Annotated in this window: 17 protein-coding genes; 2 read left to right on the top strand and 15 right to left on the bottom strand. The window is 30.3% G+C overall.

The features are described from left to right. Window positions 1–155 precede the first annotated feature (155 nt). The 7 genes from Q6H37_RS13770 to Q6H37_RS13740 form a co-directional block, all read right to left on the bottom strand. A complete protein-coding gene (locus Q6H37_RS13770; RefSeq protein ID WP_318742512.1) occupies window positions 156–1109 on the bottom strand; it encodes an oligopeptide/dipeptide ABC transporter ATP-binding protein in 954 nt (317 codons plus the stop codon). Window position 1110: 1 nt separating this feature from the next. Then, on the bottom strand, window positions 1111–2133 hold the full coding sequence (locus Q6H37_RS13765) for an ABC transporter ATP-binding protein (RefSeq protein WP_318742510.1): 1023 nt from the start codon (window positions 2131–2133) through the stop codon (window positions 1111–1113). A gap of 17 nt (window positions 2134–2150) precedes the next feature. Then, on the bottom strand, window positions 2151–3068 hold the full coding sequence (locus Q6H37_RS13760; protein WP_318742508.1) for an ABC transporter permease: 918 nt from the start codon (window positions 3066–3068) through the stop codon (window positions 2151–2153). 12 nt (window positions 3069–3080) lie between these two features. After that, a complete protein-coding gene (locus tag Q6H37_RS13755) occupies window positions 3081–4013 on the bottom strand; it encodes an ABC transporter permease (RefSeq protein ID WP_318742506.1) in 933 nt (310 codons plus the stop codon). 79 nt (window positions 4014–4092) lie between these two features. Continuing rightward, window positions 4093–5778 carry a peptide ABC transporter substrate-binding protein gene (locus tag Q6H37_RS13750; protein ID WP_318742504.1) on the bottom strand — a complete coding sequence of 562 codons (1686 nt, stop codon included), beginning with the start codon at window positions 5776–5778 and terminating at the stop codon, window positions 4093–4095. Between the two features lie 427 nt (window positions 5779–6205). Further along, complete coding sequence (locus Q6H37_RS13745) at window positions 6206–7129, bottom strand: polysaccharide deacetylase family protein (protein ID WP_318742502.1); 924 nt, start codon at window positions 7127–7129, stop codon at window positions 6206–6208. 318 nt (window positions 7130–7447) lie between these two features. Continuing rightward, window positions 7448–7894: a staygreen family protein gene (locus Q6H37_RS13740; RefSeq protein ID WP_318742500.1), complete on the bottom strand. Its 447-nt coding sequence runs from the start codon at window positions 7892–7894 to the stop codon at window positions 7448–7450. A 144-nt stretch (window positions 7895–8038) separates the two neighbouring features. On the opposite strand from Q6H37_RS13740, the gene Q6H37_RS13735 reads away from it, so the two are divergent. Together Q6H37_RS13735 and Q6H37_RS13730 are read left to right on the top strand one after the other, a co-directional pair. Then, window positions 8039–8875, top strand: a complete 837-nt coding sequence (locus Q6H37_RS13735) for an AraC family transcriptional regulator (protein WP_318742498.1) — start codon at window positions 8039–8041, stop codon at window positions 8873–8875. A gap of 77 nt (window positions 8876–8952) precedes the next feature. Then, window positions 8953–10173, top strand: a complete 1221-nt coding sequence (locus Q6H37_RS13730; RefSeq protein WP_318742496.1) for a multidrug efflux MFS transporter — start codon at window positions 8953–8955, stop codon at window positions 10171–10173. A 135-nt stretch (window positions 10174–10308) separates the two neighbouring features. Here Q6H37_RS13730 and Q6H37_RS13725 read toward each other — a convergent pair whose 3' ends face one another. From Q6H37_RS13725 to Q6H37_RS13690, 8 genes are all read right to left on the bottom strand, one after another. Next, window positions 10309–11607, bottom strand: a complete 1299-nt coding sequence (locus tag Q6H37_RS13725; protein WP_318742495.1) for a metallopeptidase TldD-related protein — start codon at window positions 11605–11607, stop codon at window positions 10309–10311. A 1-nt stretch (window position 11608) separates the two neighbouring features. Then, window positions 11609–13036: a TldD/PmbA family protein gene (locus Q6H37_RS13720; protein ID WP_318742493.1), complete on the bottom strand. Its 1428-nt coding sequence runs from the start codon at window positions 13034–13036 to the stop codon at window positions 11609–11611. 112 nt (window positions 13037–13148) lie between these two features. Then, on the bottom strand, window positions 13149–13982 hold the full coding sequence (yqeB, locus tag Q6H37_RS13715; protein WP_318742491.1) for a selenium-dependent molybdenum cofactor biosynthesis protein YqeB: 834 nt from the start codon (window positions 13980–13982) through the stop codon (window positions 13149–13151). A gap of 3 nt (window positions 13983–13985) precedes the next feature. Beyond that, complete coding sequence (mocA, locus tag Q6H37_RS13710; RefSeq protein ID WP_318742489.1) at window positions 13986–14558, bottom strand: molybdenum cofactor cytidylyltransferase; 573 nt, start codon at window positions 14556–14558, stop codon at window positions 13986–13988. Between the two features lie 55 nt (window positions 14559–14613). Continuing rightward, window positions 14614–15348 (bottom strand): selenium cofactor biosynthesis protein YqeC, encoded by a 735-nt coding sequence (gene yqeC, locus Q6H37_RS13705; protein WP_318742487.1) that lies wholly within the window; start codon window positions 15346–15348, stop codon window positions 14614–14616. An 83-nt stretch (window positions 15349–15431) separates the two neighbouring features. Beyond that, window positions 15432–17717, bottom strand: coding sequence for a xanthine dehydrogenase family protein molybdopterin-binding subunit (locus Q6H37_RS13700; RefSeq protein ID WP_318742485.1), 2286 nt, complete (start codon window positions 17715–17717; stop codon window positions 15432–15434). 2 nt (window positions 17718–17719) lie between these two features. Beyond that, complete coding sequence (locus Q6H37_RS13695) at window positions 17720–18169, bottom strand: (2Fe-2S)-binding protein (RefSeq protein WP_318742483.1); 450 nt, start codon at window positions 18167–18169, stop codon at window positions 17720–17722. After that, on the bottom strand, window positions 18160–18957 hold the full coding sequence (locus tag Q6H37_RS13690; RefSeq protein ID WP_318742481.1) for an FAD binding domain-containing protein: 798 nt from the start codon (window positions 18955–18957) through the stop codon (window positions 18160–18162). The genes Q6H37_RS13695 and Q6H37_RS13690 overlap by 10 nt, the downstream gene beginning before the upstream one ends. Window positions 18958–19068: the final 111 nt, after the last annotated feature.

The raw sequence follows: 19068 nt of genomic DNA, 5'->3' as shown, positions 1-19068 counted from the left end.
CTCTTTCATAATAATATTTTTGCATTATAATTGTATCATTTAATTAAAACTATATCTATATACAGTAAATATGTGCATAATAAAATTTCATAAAAAATAGGCTTTACTACTAAAAAATAATTTTTTAAATAGTAAAACCTATATATTTTTCATATCTATATAATATGACATGCCACAAAATGATCTTTTTCTACTTCTTTAAATTCTGGCGTTTTTTCCTTACACTCGGACTTTACAAATCTGCATCTTGAAGCAAACCTACAACCAGGTTTAGGATTTATTGGACTTGAAACCTCACCTTCAAGCATTATTCTGTTCCTCTCTTTTTCAACTTTAGGATCAGGAATAGGAATAGCTGAAAGTAGTGCTTTAGTATATGGATGAATGGGATTTTCATATAATTCATGGCTGGACGCCAATTCTACTATCTTTCCTAAATACATAACACCAACTCTATCAGATATATGTTTAACCATTGAAAGATCATGAGCAATGAACAAATATGTTAGTCCCAGCTCATTTTGAAGTTTAATTAAAAGATTAACTACTTGAGCCTGTATTGAAACATCTAGAGCTGATATTGGTTCATCACATACTATGAATTGTGGATTTATAATAAGTGCTCTAGCTATTCCTATTCTTTGCCTTTGTCCTCCTGAAAACTCATGTGGAAATCTAGATGCATGCTCTTTATTCAATCCAACTAAATCTAATGCTTCATATATCTTATCCATTCTCTCTTTTCCTCTATACATACTATGTATGTCTACGCCTTCACCAACTATATCTCCAACTGTCATTCTTGGATTTAAAGATGCATAGGGATCTTGAAATATCATTTGAGCTTTTTTTGTAAAATCTACTTTTTCCTTTGCCTTTAATTTATGAATATTAGTACCTTGAAATAAGACCTCACCATCTGTGGCTGAATATAATCCTAAAACAGTTCTTCCACAAGTTGTTTTTCCACATCCTGATTCTCCAACAAGTCCTAAAGTCTCACCTTTTTTTATATTGAAGCTTACATCATCTACTGCTTTAAGCACAGCACCTTTTCCTACATTAAAATATTTCTTAAGATTTTTTATTTCTATTATATTTTCATTCATATTATTTTGCCCCCTTGTTTAATAATAATGGATTTTCTACTTTAGGTGCATCAGGGTGCTGCAGCCAACAAGCCACTTCATGAGTTTCACTGATTTTTGTATATTCTGGTAACTCTTCTTTACATATCTGCATACAATATTTACATCTAGAAGCAAAAGCACATCCTGCAGGCGGTTTTAATAAATCTGGAGGAGTTCCTTGTATAGAATAAAGTTTGTCTTTATGTGCAGTATCTAATCTAGGAACAGACTGTAAAAGTGCCCAAGTATATGGGTGCTGTCCATTATAAAATATTTCATCTGTTAAACCTCTTTCAATTATTTTGCCTGCATACATTACTTGTATTCTGTGTGCTATATCTGCAACTACTCCTAAATCGTGAGTAATCATTAATACTGCTGTTCCATATTTATCTTGAAGTTCTTTTATGAGATCTATTATTTGAGCTTGTATTGTAACATCCAATGCTGTAGTTGGTTCATCAGCAATTAAAATTTTAGGATTACAAGCAAGTGCAATAGCAATCATTGCTCTTTGTCTCATACCACCTGAAAATTCATGTGGATACTGATTAACTCTTTTTTCAGCATTAGGTATATTAACTACCTTTAACATTTTTTCAGCTTCTTTTAGAGCTTCAGCTTTTTTCATTCCTCTGTGTATGATTAAACTTTCTGCAATTTGATTTCCAATTTTGGCTGTAGGATTTAAAGATGTCATAGGGTCTTGAAAAATCATGCTTATTTCTTCTCCTCGTATTTGCCTTAGTTCATTTTTAGACATATCTAAAACACTTTTACCATTAAGTAAAATTTCCGAACCTTCTTTTATTTCACCTGGTGGAGTCTCTATTAATTTCATTAAAGATTTAGCTGTTACAGTTTTGCCACAACCTGATTCTCCAACTACAGCCAATGTTTCACCCTTATTCAAATGAAAATCCACTCCCCTAACAGATTGAACTTCACCTGCATAGGTATGATATGACACTCTTAAATTTTTAACTTCTAAAACTCTTTCCATATTCTGCTTACCTCCAATTATTGACGTAATCTTGGATCTAGTGCATCTCTTAATCCATCACCTAAAAGATTAAAGGATAACATTGTCAAACTTATAAATAGTGATGGAAAGAAAAGCTGCTCCGGATAAAACATTAAATACTGCTGAGCTGATGAAGCTATGGCTCCCCAGCTTGTATTTGGCGATTGTATTCCAAGACCTATAAAACTTAAAAATGCTTCACCAAATATAAATGAAGGTACATCAAAAGTTATAGCAACAATGATAACCCCGATAGTATTAGGCAGTAAGTGTTTAAGTATGATTCTCATTGAGCTAGCCCCAAGTACCTGCGCTGCCAATACATATTCCTGTTCTTTTATTTGAAGAACTTGTCCTCTTATAAGTCGTGCCATACCAACCCAACCTGTAATTGTCATAGCAATTATAAGTGCCAACATACCTTTTCCTAAAACTAAAGATATCAAAACAACAACTAGTAAATATGGTATACTTATAAGTACTTCAACAATTCTCATCATTATAACATCTACTTTTCCACCAAAATATCCTGCAATGCCTCCATACAAAACTCCAACAGTAGTATCTATAACTGCACCTATTAAACCTATTATTAAAGATACCCTACCTCCAACACATACTCTTGCAAACATATCTCTTCCTAAGTCATCAGTTCCAAAATAATGCTTTCCATTTGCTGCCATATTTATTATACTGGAATCCACCGTTTGGAATTTATAAGGAGTTAAATGAGGACCTACAATACATAAAAATGTTATTATCCCAAGTATTATTAAGGAAAGTATGGCAATCTTATTTTGCTTTAATCTCCTCCATGCATCCTGCCAATATGTCATATTAGGTCTTACTATGGTTTCTCCTTCGGAATTACCACAACCTACAATTTTAAACTTTTCTTTTCTTAACTCAGCCATGTATTCTTCCTCCTATCTCTTTCCACCATCAACTCTTATTCTTGGATCAGCCAGTGCATAAAGAATATCTACTATAAGAAGTGCAACTATATATAACGCAGCATAAAAAATAGTCATTCCCATAATCATAGAAAAATCTCTATTATTTATACTTGTTACAAAATTTGATCCAAGTCCTGGTATTGAAAAAATAGTTTCTATAACAAATGAACCTGTAAGTATTGCTGCTATTTGCGGTCCTAATATTGTTATAGCTGGAAGTATAGCATTTCTTATTATATGCTTCCATATTAAATTAAAATCTGATACACCCTTAGCTCTAGCTGTAAGTACATAATCTTGTCCTATTACTTCTAAGCAACTTGTCCTCATATATCTTGCATAAGTTGCAAGAGCTGCAAAGCTTAAAGCAATAGCTGGTAATATTGAAAATTTAAATCCCCCCCACCCTGTAGTTGGTAATAATGTTGCTTTAACTGTTAAAAAATACTGAAGAAGTGCCGCAAGCACAAAGCTCGGTATAGATACTCCTAAAAGTGCTATAAATATGACCACATAATCTGGACTTTTATTTCTGTTAAAGGCTGCAATAACTCCTAAAGTTATGCCTATAGCAAATCCCATAGCAATTGCTTGTACTCCAATACGCCCTGTTACTGGTAATTGAGTTATTATTGTATTTTTAACATCTCTTCCTGGATTTGTAAGCGACTGACCAAAATCACCCTTCATTAAATTTTTTAAATAAACCAAATACTGCTGCGATACAGGTTTATCCAATCCATATTTAGCATAGTAATTAGCTTTTATTTGAGCAGGCAGTTGTCTTGCTAAACTAGCTAAAGGATCCCCTGGCATAGCATGCATTAATACAAATGTAGCAGTAATAACTACCCATAATGTTATAAACATATATACTATTCTCTTTAGAATAAATTTAAGCATCATTTTACCTCCATTTGAATTATAAGAAATTTATTTGAATCAAGTTTCGTTTAATATAAAACTTGATTCAATTTTAATTTTAGTTAGTATCTCTTCCTTCAGTGTATGCATATTTAAATTCTTGTCTTGTTCCAAATAATGGATATTGCATGCCTTTAACATATTTTTTCATAAAGAATGTTTTTACTCTATAATCCTCTGGAGCTATTGGTGCTTCATCAACTAAAAGTATTTTTTCTGCTTCTTTAAATGCTTCAAATCTAACCTTTTGATCCATAGTTTTTGATGCTTTTTCTATAAGTGCATCATATTGGGCATTTGACCACTTAGGATTGTTCATATCTGAAGTTGATGTCCATAAATCAAACATTGTCATAGGATCATTATAGTCACCTACCCATGCTTGAGCTGCCATTTGATATTGTCCTTTTCTTGTTTTATCCTGATATATTGCCCAATCCATATAATCTATTTTAATTTTACATCCCAAAACACTTTCGTAATTTGCCTGATCCTTTTCATACATTTGTTTTGCATTAGCATCTGTTCCTGATGCAGTTATAGTAATAGTTAGTTTTGATGGCTCTGCGTCCATTCCTAATTCTTTCAAACCTTCTGAAAGCAATGTTTTAGGATCTTTTACTTCTTCTTCTAATTTTTTAAGAGGTTCTTCTCCTACTTTCTTTCTAAAGTCTTCTTCTCCTATTTTCACTCCAGGAGGGCAGAATGCATAAAAAGCTTTTCTTGTTTTTGGAAACAATGTTTTTACACGATCTTCTCTATTTAGTGCTAAAGCAAATGCTTTTCTTACCTTTGCATTTGAAAATACTTTATCTTTACAATTAAAATAAGAATAATCTGTTTCTGGATCAATTCCTGTTATATATGTTAAATCTTTTTTAGTACTTAACTTATCAATCCATTCTGTTTTTTCCACTTCAGCTAAATCAAGAGAACCATTGTACGTTTCATTCATTCTAGCTTGATTATCATCTATAATCTTTAAAGTTACTTTATCTAATTTAACTTTATCTTTATCCCAATAATTTGGGTTTTTCTCCAATTCCATTTTATTCTTATGAATCCAATCTTTAATTACAAAAGGGCCAGATGAAACTAATGTGTTAGCTTCTGATCCAAATTTTTCTCCGTTTTTTTCAACTATGTCTTTTCTTTCTGGAGTAAATACTCTAAAATAAGTTATTTTCATAAAATATGCACAAGGATATGCAAGTTTTATTTCCAAAGTTTTATCATCTAAAGCTTTTACACCTACATCTTCAACCTTTCCTTGTCCCTTATTATATTCCTTTGCTCCTTTTATCGGATAAAGTATATATGAATATTCTGAAGCTGTATTAGGACTTAATGTTCTCTTTATTGAATATTCATAATCTTGCGCTTTTACCTCTTGTCCATCTGACCATTTATTATTTCTTAATTTAAATGTCCAAGTAAGTCCATCTTCAGATGTTTTCCAACTTTCAGCACCTGCTGGTTTAATATCTTCTTTGCCATTATTATTTTCACATCTTGTTAAAGCTTCTTGAGTATCTGTTATAACTGTATTACTGTAATCGTCTGTAGCTCTTGATGGATCTATTGTTTTTGGTTCTGCTCTTAAAGCAAGATTTAAATGTTGGTCCTTATCCGCTTTTCCACTTGATCCTTGTGTCTCTTGACTGCTCCCCCCACATCCAACAAATCCAGTAGTTGATACTATCATTGCTGTTAATAAAAATGTCATTAATCTTTTACTCTTCACTTTTACTCCCCCTTATTTTTGTTGCAAATATATAATTAGAAAATTTTATTGTACCCCCAACGTATAGTATGTAAAATAAATAATTTTCAGTAAATTCCAAATATAGTATATTTTATGTTTTACTATTTATTTTATTCTTTGTAAATTTATGTTAATAAATTCTGTTTTTATGATTTTTCATGATTTATTTGTAATCTGTAAATATTAAAATAAGCAAAATATTATTTTTTTAATATAATGTATAAATTAGTATCTAATTTGTTAATTTTACACTCTACAATTATAGTTTTGATTTTTTTAATTGTTTTGCAGCTATTTTACTTTTAAATAAAAAATTTTGCTTATTTTTATTTAAAATTTAAAGGTGGCATAATTTTCTTTCCAAATTGATACCACCTTATTTACACTGAATTTTTATTAAAATTTGTTAATTTGGAAGTTCATCTAAAGTCTTAAATTCATAACCTTCATTCTTCCATTCTTTAATCAAACTATCTAAAATAGCAACATTAGTCTTAGACATAGCATGGAGAAGACAAATCATACCATTACGTGTGTTTTTCAAAAGAACTGCCTTAGATTTTCCTGGATCAGGCTGCTTATTTGCATCATAATCTTGATGTGCAAGAGCAAAAAATATAGATTTATAACCAATCTTTTGAGTATAGTAAAGAGATAATTCACTAAAAGTGCCTTCTGGTGGTCTGAAATATTTTGACATCTTGCAACCAGGAATACTATTTACCACAGACTCTACTCCAGTAATTTCATCATCAAAGGCTTTCTCATTTTTGAATGTAGGCATAGATTTATGATGTACAGAATGATTTCCTATTATATGTCCTTCAACCTTCATTCTCTTTAATAAACTAGCATTTGGAACTCCTTTAAAGCTGCCAGTTGCAAATGGCTTAGTTACAAAGAAAGCTGCATGCACATTATTTTTCTTTAATGTATCTAAAATACTAGATGTATACCCATTTTCATACCCTTCATCAAAGGTAAGATAAATAACTTTTTTTGAAGTATCTCCAAAAGCATATCCTTTATATTTTGATAATAGTGATGCATTATCTCTTGGTGAATACATCCACGACCAGGATATAGCTTTAGTGCTAAGGGATGAAACATCTGACAACACTAAAGGAGTAAAAGCTTTTCTTTCCGTTTCAGACTTATCAATTTCTTTTTGCTTGTTTTCAGAATCTTTACTGGTAGAATTATTATTTTTATCGTTCATAGTAGTTTCATTTTTGTTCTCTGTATTTTTTGAAGCATTTTTATTTGCTGTCCCACATCCTGAAAAAAATAAAACTAAAACCATGCTTAAAGCTAAGTTCTTTTTAATCAATTTTATCCCTCCAAATATCTGTTAAATTACAGCATTTCACCCTTTTTGATTATAATTATTCTATGTAAATTTAATTTTTCAATAAATTTACAAAAATGCTATTACAATTATTATAACAGATTTTTTCAATATATTTCCATATTTTTAAAATTTATCATAAATTCAACTTATCAATATGAATAATTAAGGAGCTGTTACACTAAGGAATTTATCTACAATATGGTGTTTTGTAAATTAAAAACTAGCACAACACATTGTAGTATTTATTCTTAGTGCAAAGCTCCATTTCTATTACTAAATTTCCTCTTTTTAATGTAATTATAAATAATTCTTAGGCATCCCAAAATATTTTATACCATTATATTGAGGATAAATAGATTCAAATCTAACCATTATTGGTGAATTTTTTAGAAATTGATGTACTTCAAAAAGCTTTCTATCTCCATAACAAATTGCTTCTAAAGCTAATGGCAATTCTCTTATAAAGATTTTATATCTTAAAGCAGCTTTATCCTTATTGTTTTCACCTCCAACATGGCAAAATACATTTAAAACATATTGATTGTTCACAAATTTCCATTCTGCTAATACTTCATCCCTTTCAGATGTTATATTTTCATAAGCATATGTTAACCCTATTACTAGAAAAAGTTCTGCTGTTTTATCCGAATGTGTTAGTGTATATCTTCTTAGTATAATCGGACTTACACTGTTAACTCCATCCTTAAACTTTACAAAAAGCTTTTCTGGATTTAATTTTTTCAAATTTATCCTTCCTTTTAATAGCTCTCTTTACTATAGTATTCATATTATTTTTAAACTGTGAAAATTGAATAATTTAAATATACATTATATAATGTGTTCAAAGCACAAGAAACAAAACTATAGTTTATAAATAGGAGACATATTATGGACAAGAATAATCTTTATTTTCATATTCATTATTGTACTCACAGAGAAACTTATGAGGATTGGAAACGGAAACACAAGAAAAAAATTGCTAGAAAAATTAATCACCATGAACTCTTTCTTGTAACTGGTGGTAAAGGTTATATATCAACTGAAAACAGAGAATTCTTTGTAGAGAAAGGAATGTTATTTTATTTAAAACCTGACGTTTTTCATTCAATAGAACCAAATTTAAGTGAACCTCTTAGTTTTTTATCTGTTCATTTTAGCTTTATTTGTGTAAATTTTTGCAATGATAAATGGAATTTATCTACTGAAATTAAATATCTAAAATTTCCTATAATGCAGAAGTTTAAAAACTACTACCCACTTTTCCATATATTTAAAAAACTTGTTGAAACATGGAGTACAAAATTACCTGATTACGAATTTTCCTGCAAAATAATTCTTGAAGAACTTTTGTTAGAAATACATGATAATTTAAAAATACAAAATACAAATTATTCATCAACTGTTAAAGTAGAAAAAATTATAAAATACTTACATGAAAATATAAATAAATCCATTACATTAAAAGAATTATCAGGTCTTGTTTCTCTTTCTCCTAGCTATCTTTCAAGGACATTTAAGGATACAACAGGATATTCAATAATTGAATTTTTTAACAAGATGAAAGTAGACAAGGCTGAATCACTTATTATAGTTGGCGATAAAAAAATTAAAGAAATTTCTGAAATCTTAGGCTTTAAAGATGAATTTTACTTTAGTCGGCTATTTAAAAAAATCAAAGGTATAAGTCCTAAAGAATTTTACAGCAAAAATGTCCATGAATATTAAAATACTTCATGTAATTAAGCCTTCTTTAAGCTTATAATTAAAGTATAATTGTTAATTGCGAAAGAAGGTTGACACTATTGAAAATTTGGAAAAAGAATCTAATTGTATGTTGGTTTGGATCATTTGTAACTGCTTTAGGACTGAGCCAAATAGCACCTATAATGCCACTTTACATTAAGCAGCTTGGTGTTCACAATATCTCTGCTGTTGAACAAATATCTGGAATTGCATTTGGAATTACTTTTATAGTTTTAGCAATATTTTCACCAATTTGGGGATATGCAGCTGATAAAATGGGTAGAAAACCTATGCTTTTACGTGCAAGTCTCGGTATGTGTCTTGTAATTTCGACTATGGGGTTTGCGCAAAATATATATCAGCTTATTGCCTTGAGAATGCTCCAGGGAATTGTAGCAGGTTACAGTACAGCTTGTATGACATTAGTTGCAACTCAAACTGATAAAGAACATTCTGGTTGGGCATTAGGTGTTCTATCCACAGCTTCTATTTCCGGTTCACTACTTGGTCCGCTTATTGGAGGATATCTAGATGAAATTTTGGGGTTACAATTCACTTTCTTCTTTACTGGTGCTCTTATGTTAGTTGCTTTTATCCTAACTTTACTATTTGTAAAAGAAGATTTTGCAGCATCTGATAAAAAAGTACTCAGTACAAAAGAGGTTTGGAATAAGCTGCCTGATTCTCATTTAATTATTGTTTTATTTGCTACTTCTTTTATTTTGCAGCTTGCATTTTTTTCTATAGAACCAATAATAACAATATATATCTCTGAGTTATCCCGTAATTCAGCTCATATTGCCTTAATTTCTGGAATGGCTTTTTCTGCTTCAGGTGTTGCCAGTATTATCTCAGCTCCAAGACTTGGGAAGTTATCAGATAAAGTTGGACCTCAAAAGGTTATGCTTGCATCCCTTATTATAGCTGGTTTAATATTTATACCTCAAGCTTTTGTAAAAAATTCCTGGGAATTAATAATATTAAGATTTGCATTAGGTTTTGTAACAGCAGGTCTAGCACCATCAATTAACACCTTATTAAAGAAAATAACACCAGACGTTCTTACTGGAAGAATGTATGGTTTTAATATGAGTGCATTTTATTTAGGAACCTTTTCTGGTTCTCTACTTGGTGGACAAATAGCTTCATATTTTGGCATAAAATATGTGTTTTTTATTACTAGCACATTACTTATTTTAAATGCTATACTTGTTTACGAAAAAATATGTAAAAAATTAAATTCAGGCACTGCTCCTTTATTAAAAGGACATATGATTTAATAAATCTTTTAAATTTTACACAAATAAAATTATTAGGTATAAAATTATATGTAGACAAATCTACTTATAACTTTATACCTAATTTAATAACCTTTTAAATTAACCACTAAACTATTAATCATTATCAATAATAGTTTATTTTCCAGCAATGGATACATCAAATAGTTCTAATGCCTTTGGTCCTTCAAATCCATTATCTTTTTGTATTTCCTTTGAAAGATACATATTACTGTGAAAATCCTTCATATTTCCAGATACAGAACCTCCAGTTATAGGAGTAGTTTTTATTCCATCAAAGTACCATCCAAGCCTTATTTCTCCTCCAAAATCTCCAGTAAGCTTATCTATTTGAAAATCAGAAAATTCAGCAAGTTCCATATAAGGTTCATTTTTCATTTCTTTATAAGCTTTGCTTCCTCCATCTACTATGAAATTATTAATAATTCCTGTAGGTTCTGCTTCTAAATAGAAGCTGTGTCTAAAATCTCCATGATAATTTTTAAGTACACCTTTATCAAATATTTGAACTTTTGATAAAGCAATTCCATCTTCATCAAAAGGAACTGAATAAGATGAGTTTTCTAACGCTGGATCCAGCGTTATACTTAACAAATCCCCTTTTACATCATCACCTTGTATATTTTCATTTAGCCTAGCTATAGACATATTGTTGTAAACTGCTTCTACATTTCCTTGATACACATAATAGGAAAGAAGTTCTTTAACAGGCGACCCTGTAAATATGACCTTATATTTTCCAGCCTTTGGCATATCTTTTGCCAAAGCTCTCTGCTGTGAAACAAATAGCATTTCATTTACAGAAGACACAATTTGCTTTTCATCAAAATTTGAAAATCCTATGGATTTATACAGTTCTATTTCTTCTTTTTCTCTCCAATTGGTTATAAATTCAATAGTTCCCTTATAATTTTCAAAACTAACATCTACTCCATTTGAATTTACAATTCTTTTATATACTTTTTCTAAGAAAAGTTCTGATGAATTTATATTTCCTTTTTCTTTATTGTCAGCTTCATAAAGCTTTTCTGTTAATTTTTCCATCCAATAAGAAAGTGTATTGCCTTTAAAACTGCATTCTTTAATCTTCTTATTTTCTTTTTTAGCCTTTTTAGGAAGATCATAATATTGATTTTTAGCAAAGTTAGCAGCAAAGGCCGCATCTTCCAAAGACTTTTTAATTTCTTCATCATTCATGGTAGGATGAATATTTAATACAGAAGATCCTTTATATTTCATTTTATTTTCTTCAAAATCCTTATAAACTGTAACTTTAAAATGGTGAACATCTTTACTTCTATTCATGTCCAAATTTTTCTTTATGAGAAATAACTCTTCTGAATTTACCTTTGTTTCAACTATTTTATATCCATCAACATCCAAAGTTTCTAATACACTTTTTATTCTGTTTATCATTTTATCCAAGCCTCACTTTCGCTTTAATATATGGTCCTCCAGAAGATACCTTTACAAATTCCTTATATCCCTTGCCACAAGCACCAGAACCACAAAGTTCTACTTTATCTGAAACCATGGATATAGATTTTAAAAGATCAGGTACATATCCTGTTAAAACTACTGGAGATACAATATTCCCTGTGAGCTTTCCATTTTTTATTTCAAGGCCATAATTTACCATGCATTGTATTCCCCAATTCTTAGGATCCTCCATACCACTCATTGGACAATCTAATAAATATCCAAATTCTATTGAAGCTATCATATCCTCAAGCTTACTAGATCCAGCTGCAAAATAAGTATTAGTCATTCTTGAATAAGCTTTTCTTTCAAAAGACTGTCTTTTACCATTTCCTGTTGGAGTAGTAGCTAACTTTAAAGCTGAAAGTGTATCTGATATACCTTTCTTAAGGATTCCTCTATCTATAACTACAGTATCTGTTCCTAAAACTCCTTCATCATCAAATAAATAGGAAGAAACATCTACAGCTGAAGCAGCTCCATCATGCATAGTTACAAGTGGAGATGCTATTTCCTTATCCATATATTCAGCTGCTTTAGCTCTATTTTTCACAAACATGTCCATTTCTACACCATGACCAAAAGCCTCATGTGCAATTATTCCTGAAACATCTGGAGAACATATGCATTCATATTCTCCAGGGGTAACTGGCTTTGAATCTAGAAGTTTTATAGAAATATCTACAGTTTCATCTACCTTTTCTGAAATTTCATCTAAAAGTTCAGAAGCTTTAAGCCCAGAAAAAGGACTATATGAATATTTAGTCTTATTTTCTCGTCTTACAATACTAAATATTGATCCTTCACTCCATATGTAACTTTGAGCTAAGTCCTTATTATTAGAAACAAAAATCTTTGATACATGAACTTGTTGGTATCTAACTCTTAAATCTATTAAAAGATCACTTAAAGAAAAAGCCTTATCCTTTATACTTATCATTTTTTCTACTATTTCTTTATCGCTTATTTGTTCTGGAAGCACTTTAACTTCTCCTATAAAAGTTTTTTCTATTTTTTCTTCATTTATCAAATCATAAGCATTTATGTTCACTTTATTTTTTAAGGATTCAATTTGTCCTTTTATTTTTTTTCTTATGTTTTCTGCTGTAATTTCAATGTCATTTTCATTTATTTCATTAAAAGAAATTTCAGAATAACTAATTCCATTATGAACCTTTACTACAAAACCTCTTTCACTCCAAAATGAATCCTGAATGGAAATTCCTGTTCTTTGAACAGAATATAATTTTCCACAAACGTCACTACCTAAAACTGATACATATTTGAAATCCTTAGATAGGTTTTTTATAAGTTTTTTTATACTTGGTTTTGTGTTATTTAAAAAATTGGACATTTTAACCTTCATATAAATTCCTCCTTATTTTTATCCATTCTATATTTTACCATTACAAATAATAAAAATATAGCACTACTTGTATCAAATAACAAGTAATGCTTACAAAATTAAAGCCATTATTTTATACTACTTTAGTCATTTCTCTAAAAATCTTGGTTTTAGTTGCTTTTAAATACAATACAGCCTCTAACACTGCCCCGCCAATACTTCTAGCTTTATCAGAAATTGTATAACAATTCTGCTTTTCTTCAATTCTAGGATCAATGTCTGCTATTTTAAGTCCTTTGGAAATTTTACTTTCATTTCTTATTAATCCTCTTAATACTCCATCAATAGTAGCTTTAACTTCTATTCCATCCACATAAGCTATAACTTCTCCAGCTTTAACTATATCTGCAATTTCTTTTATATTGTCAATAATACCACTAGCAGGACTGTGTATTACTCTTTCTTTTGAATAACCAGCTATTTTTCCAGGCACACCAGTATTTTTCATAGCCATACCACTAAATATCAACCTTCCTAAATTATGACCTCTCATAGTTTCTACAACTATATCTACATCTTTTCCAGCTTCAAATCCAGGCCCCACTGCTATAGTCATAGGTGCCATGTTCATATTTGTTCCTAAATTCTTCTTTGCTATTATTGCATCTATAACAATTTGAGGTTTTATTATATCTATATATTTGCCTTCTGGATCTACAATAACAGGTACACTGCCTTCAGACCAAGCCTTTTTAATTTCATATATATTTTTTACAAGTACAGATTTTATACCTTCCACAATCACATAACTATCAAATATAGCTTCGCTAAAACACACTTTTCTTCTAATGGAAGTAGGCTTTTCTACTTCTGCTATTAAAACCTTGAATCCACTTCTATATAACTTTTGTACTATACCAGAGGCAATATCTCCTCCGCCTCTTATTATAACAATATCTTCAATCATATTTTAACCCCTTGTAATTTTCTCATAATCCTGCCAGGTATCTATATCTACCATCGCATACTTATTTTTAACATCTACAGTTATTACATTGTTAATGTGATTATTAATAACATTCTTTCCGCCATTATCTCCTTGAAGCAATTTAAGTTCATCTATAAACCTTTTTGGAAATATTACAGGACTCCCTTTTCTATTTTCATGGATAGGAACAATTATACAATTATTATTTTTTTCAAATACATCCATTAGAAGTTTTATAGTATCAACATCCAGCAAAGGCTGATCTGATGTAAAAAACATATATCCATGAGCTTCTTCTGAAGCACTTATTCCAAGTTTTATGGACTCACTTTGACCTTTAAATGCATTGCTATTTTTTACAACCTTAATACCATTTTTTATGCCTATATTCAGTACTTCTTCATCTTTAGCCACAAGGATTTTGCTGCAAAAATCACAAGCCATGACTTTTTCTATAATGTGTTCAACCATAGCTTTGTTTTTATAAGGCAGTAACAGCTTGCTTTTACCCATTCTCTTTCCAAAACCAGATGCCATAATAATAGCACTAATCATTTTTATCACCCTTAAACATTGTATTAATTCATATAAATATTTTTATTTTGTAAACTTAAACTACTAATTGGTATTGCTTATTTTTTAAACTTCCAATTATAATTTTATCTACATAGTTATGATTGTTTTCTAAAATATTAGCTGCTAACATTTTTGCTAAAATAAGCTCATTTTCTCCATCTACCTTATTTATAAATAAAACTTTCTCTCCTTTAGAATCTTTAAACAAACCCTTATTATGAAGTACTAAAGAAGTTAAATGTTTTTCAGTTACAATTTCATTCTCTTTTGAATTAGTTATACTCTTGAATTCACATAATCTATGAACATTTTCAGCATTTACTTTTTTACCTAAAGCATCTATGCTTAAAATGCCTATAGTTTTATGGGTATTTTGGCTTATTACAGGTTCATCATCTTTCCATCCCTTAATGGACTTTCTCTTAGAACCATCTGCTTCTACTAAAACATAGTCAAAATACGGTAACTGAGCTTCTAAAAGCTCAGTATCCAATCCAATTATTTTATTTTCTTCATTCAAATAACTTCCATATAAATATATACCATTAGTTTTTTCATAATTATAATTATTAAAGTTACTTTCATTTATAGTTATAAAATCATAATATTTTTTATTGGGCATATAAATTTTTGTAGTAGTTGTTACAAGTACTTTATTTTCACCTCTTAATTCCTCTGCTAAAGAATACATGAAAGTGGTTTTTCCGCCAGCACCTACAATGGATATTACATCACCTTTTTTTAAGTTTAATAAATCCTTTAAATTCATATTGCACCTCAAAAATTAATTTATCCTTCATGTTATAATAACTGTAGCATTTTTCAATAAGGCTTTATATTAATCAAAAACTTCTATTTATTATCTAATTGCTGCATTGCCATAAACACTTTTTCTGATGTCATTGGAAGAGATGTCATTCTAACTCCTACAGCATTATAAACTGCATGTGCAATTGCTGGTGATGGAGTATTTACAACAACTTCTCCTATGGATTTTGCTCCAAAAGGACCTGTTGGCTCATAGCTTTCTTCAAAATCCACTATTATACTTCCTACATCTTTTCTACAAGGAATTTTATACTGCATAAATGTATTTGTTTCAAGTCTTCCTTTTGAGTTAAATTTAATATTCTCATATAATGCCATTCCTATTCCTTGAACAATTCCACCTTCTACTTGAAGTCTTGCTAAATTTGGATTAATGATAGTTCCACTATCAGCTACTGCTACATAGTTTATTACATCCACTTTTCCTGTTTCCTTGTCTACTTCTACTTCTGCAAAGCCTGCCATAAATGGTGGAGGTGATACCTCACTTCCATAAGTAGCATTACCAACTAATTGAAGCTTTCCTGTACCTAAAACCATAAGTTCAGCTAATTTTTCTAAGCTCATAGATTTCTTTCCATAAGCAGCCTTTATATTTTCTCCATCAAATTCTACATCTTCAAGAGACAATTCGAGTAATCTAGCTCCTGTTTCAATAATCTGCTTTCTAAGTGATTCTGCTGCTTTCACTACAGCCATTCCTGTAACATAAGTTGTACTTGAAGCATAAGAACCTGGATCATAAGGAGAAATATCCGTATCTGCTGCATTTACTATGATTTTTTCCATTGATGTTTCTAAAATCTCAGCAGCCATTTGCGATAATATTGTATCACTTCCTGTTCCCATATCTGTAGAACCTATAAGAAGTGTATAATTTCCATCATCATTTAACCTTACTTCTGCAGATGCAGTATCTATACATGCAATTCCTGATCCCTGCATGGTTACTGCCATACCAAGAGCTCTTACTTTAGTCTCTCCTATTTCTCTTCTTGGATATTTTTCATTCCAGCCTATTAACTCTTTACCTTTTTTTATACATCTATGAAGAGCTGAACTTCCTAAAATCTTTCCTTCAAAAGCAAGAGAAGTTTCTCCTTCTTTAATTAAATTTTTGAGTCTAATTTCTGTTGGATCCATATTTAACTTTTCTGCTAATTTGTTAACTGTTGATTCAACAGCAAAGGCTCCCTGTGTTGCTCCATAACCTCTAAATGCTCCTGCTGGAGTTTTATTTGTATAAACTACATCTCCCATAAATCTAACAGCTTTTGTCTTATTATATAAAGGAAGTGTTTTTTGCCCTACAAGTCCAAATACTGTAGAAGCATGTTCACCATAAGCCCCTGTATCTGATAAACATTGTATGTCTATAGCTCTTATATATCCTTCTTTGTCTGCACCTAATCTAACCCTTGTTCTCATAGCATGACGGCTAGTTGTACATTCAAAGGTTTCTTTTCTATCATATATTATCATAGATGGTTTACCTGTTTTCATAGTAACTATTGCAGAAAAAATTTCTACTGCAACAGTTTGTTTACCTCCAAAACCGCCACCTATTCTTGGTTTAATTACTCTTATTTTGCTTGATGGTATGTTAAGGGCTCTAGCTAATTTTCTTCTAACATGGAATGGAATTTGTGTTGAACTTATAACCACAAGTCTTCCTGCATGATCAATATAATTAAAAGAACGATAAGTTTCCATCATACAATGAGCTTGTGCTTGATTGTAATAAGTATCTTCTACTACTACATCACACTTATCAAATTCGCTTTCAACATCTCCATACTCCATCTTTTGTCTAGAAACAATATTTTTATCCTTCTGCATACCAATGTCAAAATTACAATGAAGGTCCTCTTCATGAACTGTTGATTCATGCTCTTCTGCTTTTTCAAAATCCAAAACAGGCTCAAACACTTCATATTCAACCTTTATAAGCTTTATAGCCTTTAAAGCTGTCTTTTCATCTACAGCAGCTACAATTGCAACTTCATCTCCTACATATCTAACAACTTCATCTAATATTAAACGATCATAAGGTGATGGTTCAGGATAAGATTGTCCGGCTAATGTAAATCTCACATTAGGAACATCTTTATAGGTTAAAACACACTCAACACCATCTATTTTTTCTGCTTTTGATATATCTATAGATTTTATTCTTGCAAAAGCATGTGGGCTTCTTAGTATTTTTATTACTAAAGCATCTTTTACCGCTAAATCTTCTGTATAAACAGGCTTACCTGTTGCAATAGTCATTCCATCTATCTTTGAAATACCTTTACCAACTATTCTCATGTTTATGCTACCCCCAGATATTTTTTAATTGCTCTTAACTGACCCATATAGCCTGTACATCTGCACAAGTTACCAGTTAAGTAATGAATTATTTCTTCCTCTGTTGGATTTTTAAGTTCATTTTTCATGGCAATTACAGTCATTATAAAACCTGGACTGCAAAACCCACATTGTTCAGCACCTTCTGATACAAGAATTTTGGCAAATTGCTCTGATTCTTCTTTTAATCCTTCTATAGTGGTAATATTTTTTCCATTAACTCTTATAGATAAAGTTGAACAGGATAAAGTTGGCTTTCCTTCTATCCATACTGTGCAAAGACCGCAGCAAGTTGTATCACAGCCTTTTCTTATACTTAATATTCCATTTTTTCTTAAAGTATCAGCTAAAAATTCATCTTTTTCTATTTCAAAATTAACTTTTTTATCATTTAAAATAACTTCTATTTGCACTGTAATACCTCCATTATCGCTCTTTTTACAAGAACCTTGCACATAGATTTCCTGTACTGGGCTGAACCTCTCATATTGCTTCCAAAATGCAGCTCTTCAGAAGCTATGTTTGCCACATTTTCTACATTTTCAATGCTGAAATTTCCATTGGCTAACGCTTCAGATGCTCCTTTTGCAATTTTAGCATGTAAAGGCCTAGCTCCTACAACTACAGTCCATTTATCACCTAATCTAGAAACAGATACATTTAATATAGGATAATCACTTATAGCATTTCTTAAATTTCCATAAATAGCTTTTCTATTATTTTTCTTTATAAATATTCTAGTTAAAATGTCCTTTTCATAAGGTCTTTCTAAAAACTCTTCTAAAGACATTCTATTTCCTTTGTATAATTCCACTTCTGTATCTAAACACAATAATGCTGTTATCAAATCTGAAAATCCATACTTTGAGTATACAGTAGCACCTACAGTTACTATATTTCTAAACTGAACTCCTATTATATTGCTAACTGATTTAGGTAATATTCCATTAAAGTATTCTTTAAATAAAGGGCTTGTCTCAATATCTCTAAAGGTGGTCATAGCTCCTACTTCTATATATTCATCATCTTCTTTTATATAATTTAAATTAAGCTTTGATAAATCCACAGCTGTACCTATTCTTTTAGCACCCATCCTTAAAAAAGCACAACCTCCAAGAATAGTATTACTTTTTTTATCTACAAGTACTTTATATGCTTCGTCTATTGTATTTGGTTGAACTAAATCTAGTATTGTAAACATCTTAACCTCCTTATAATCTGTATTTTCACTTTCAGTATAGGAATAAAAATACTTTAATTTTGTATATTATTTTAATTTAAACAAAAATTTATCAAATTGTTAAATATTTAC

The sequence above is a fragment of the Clostridium sp. JS66 genome, assembly GCF_033561535.1.
GTDB lineage: Bacteria > Bacillota > Clostridia > Clostridiales > Clostridiaceae > Clostridium_AM > Clostridium_AM carboxidivorans.
This window is presented reverse-complemented; position numbering and strand designations above follow the sequence as displayed.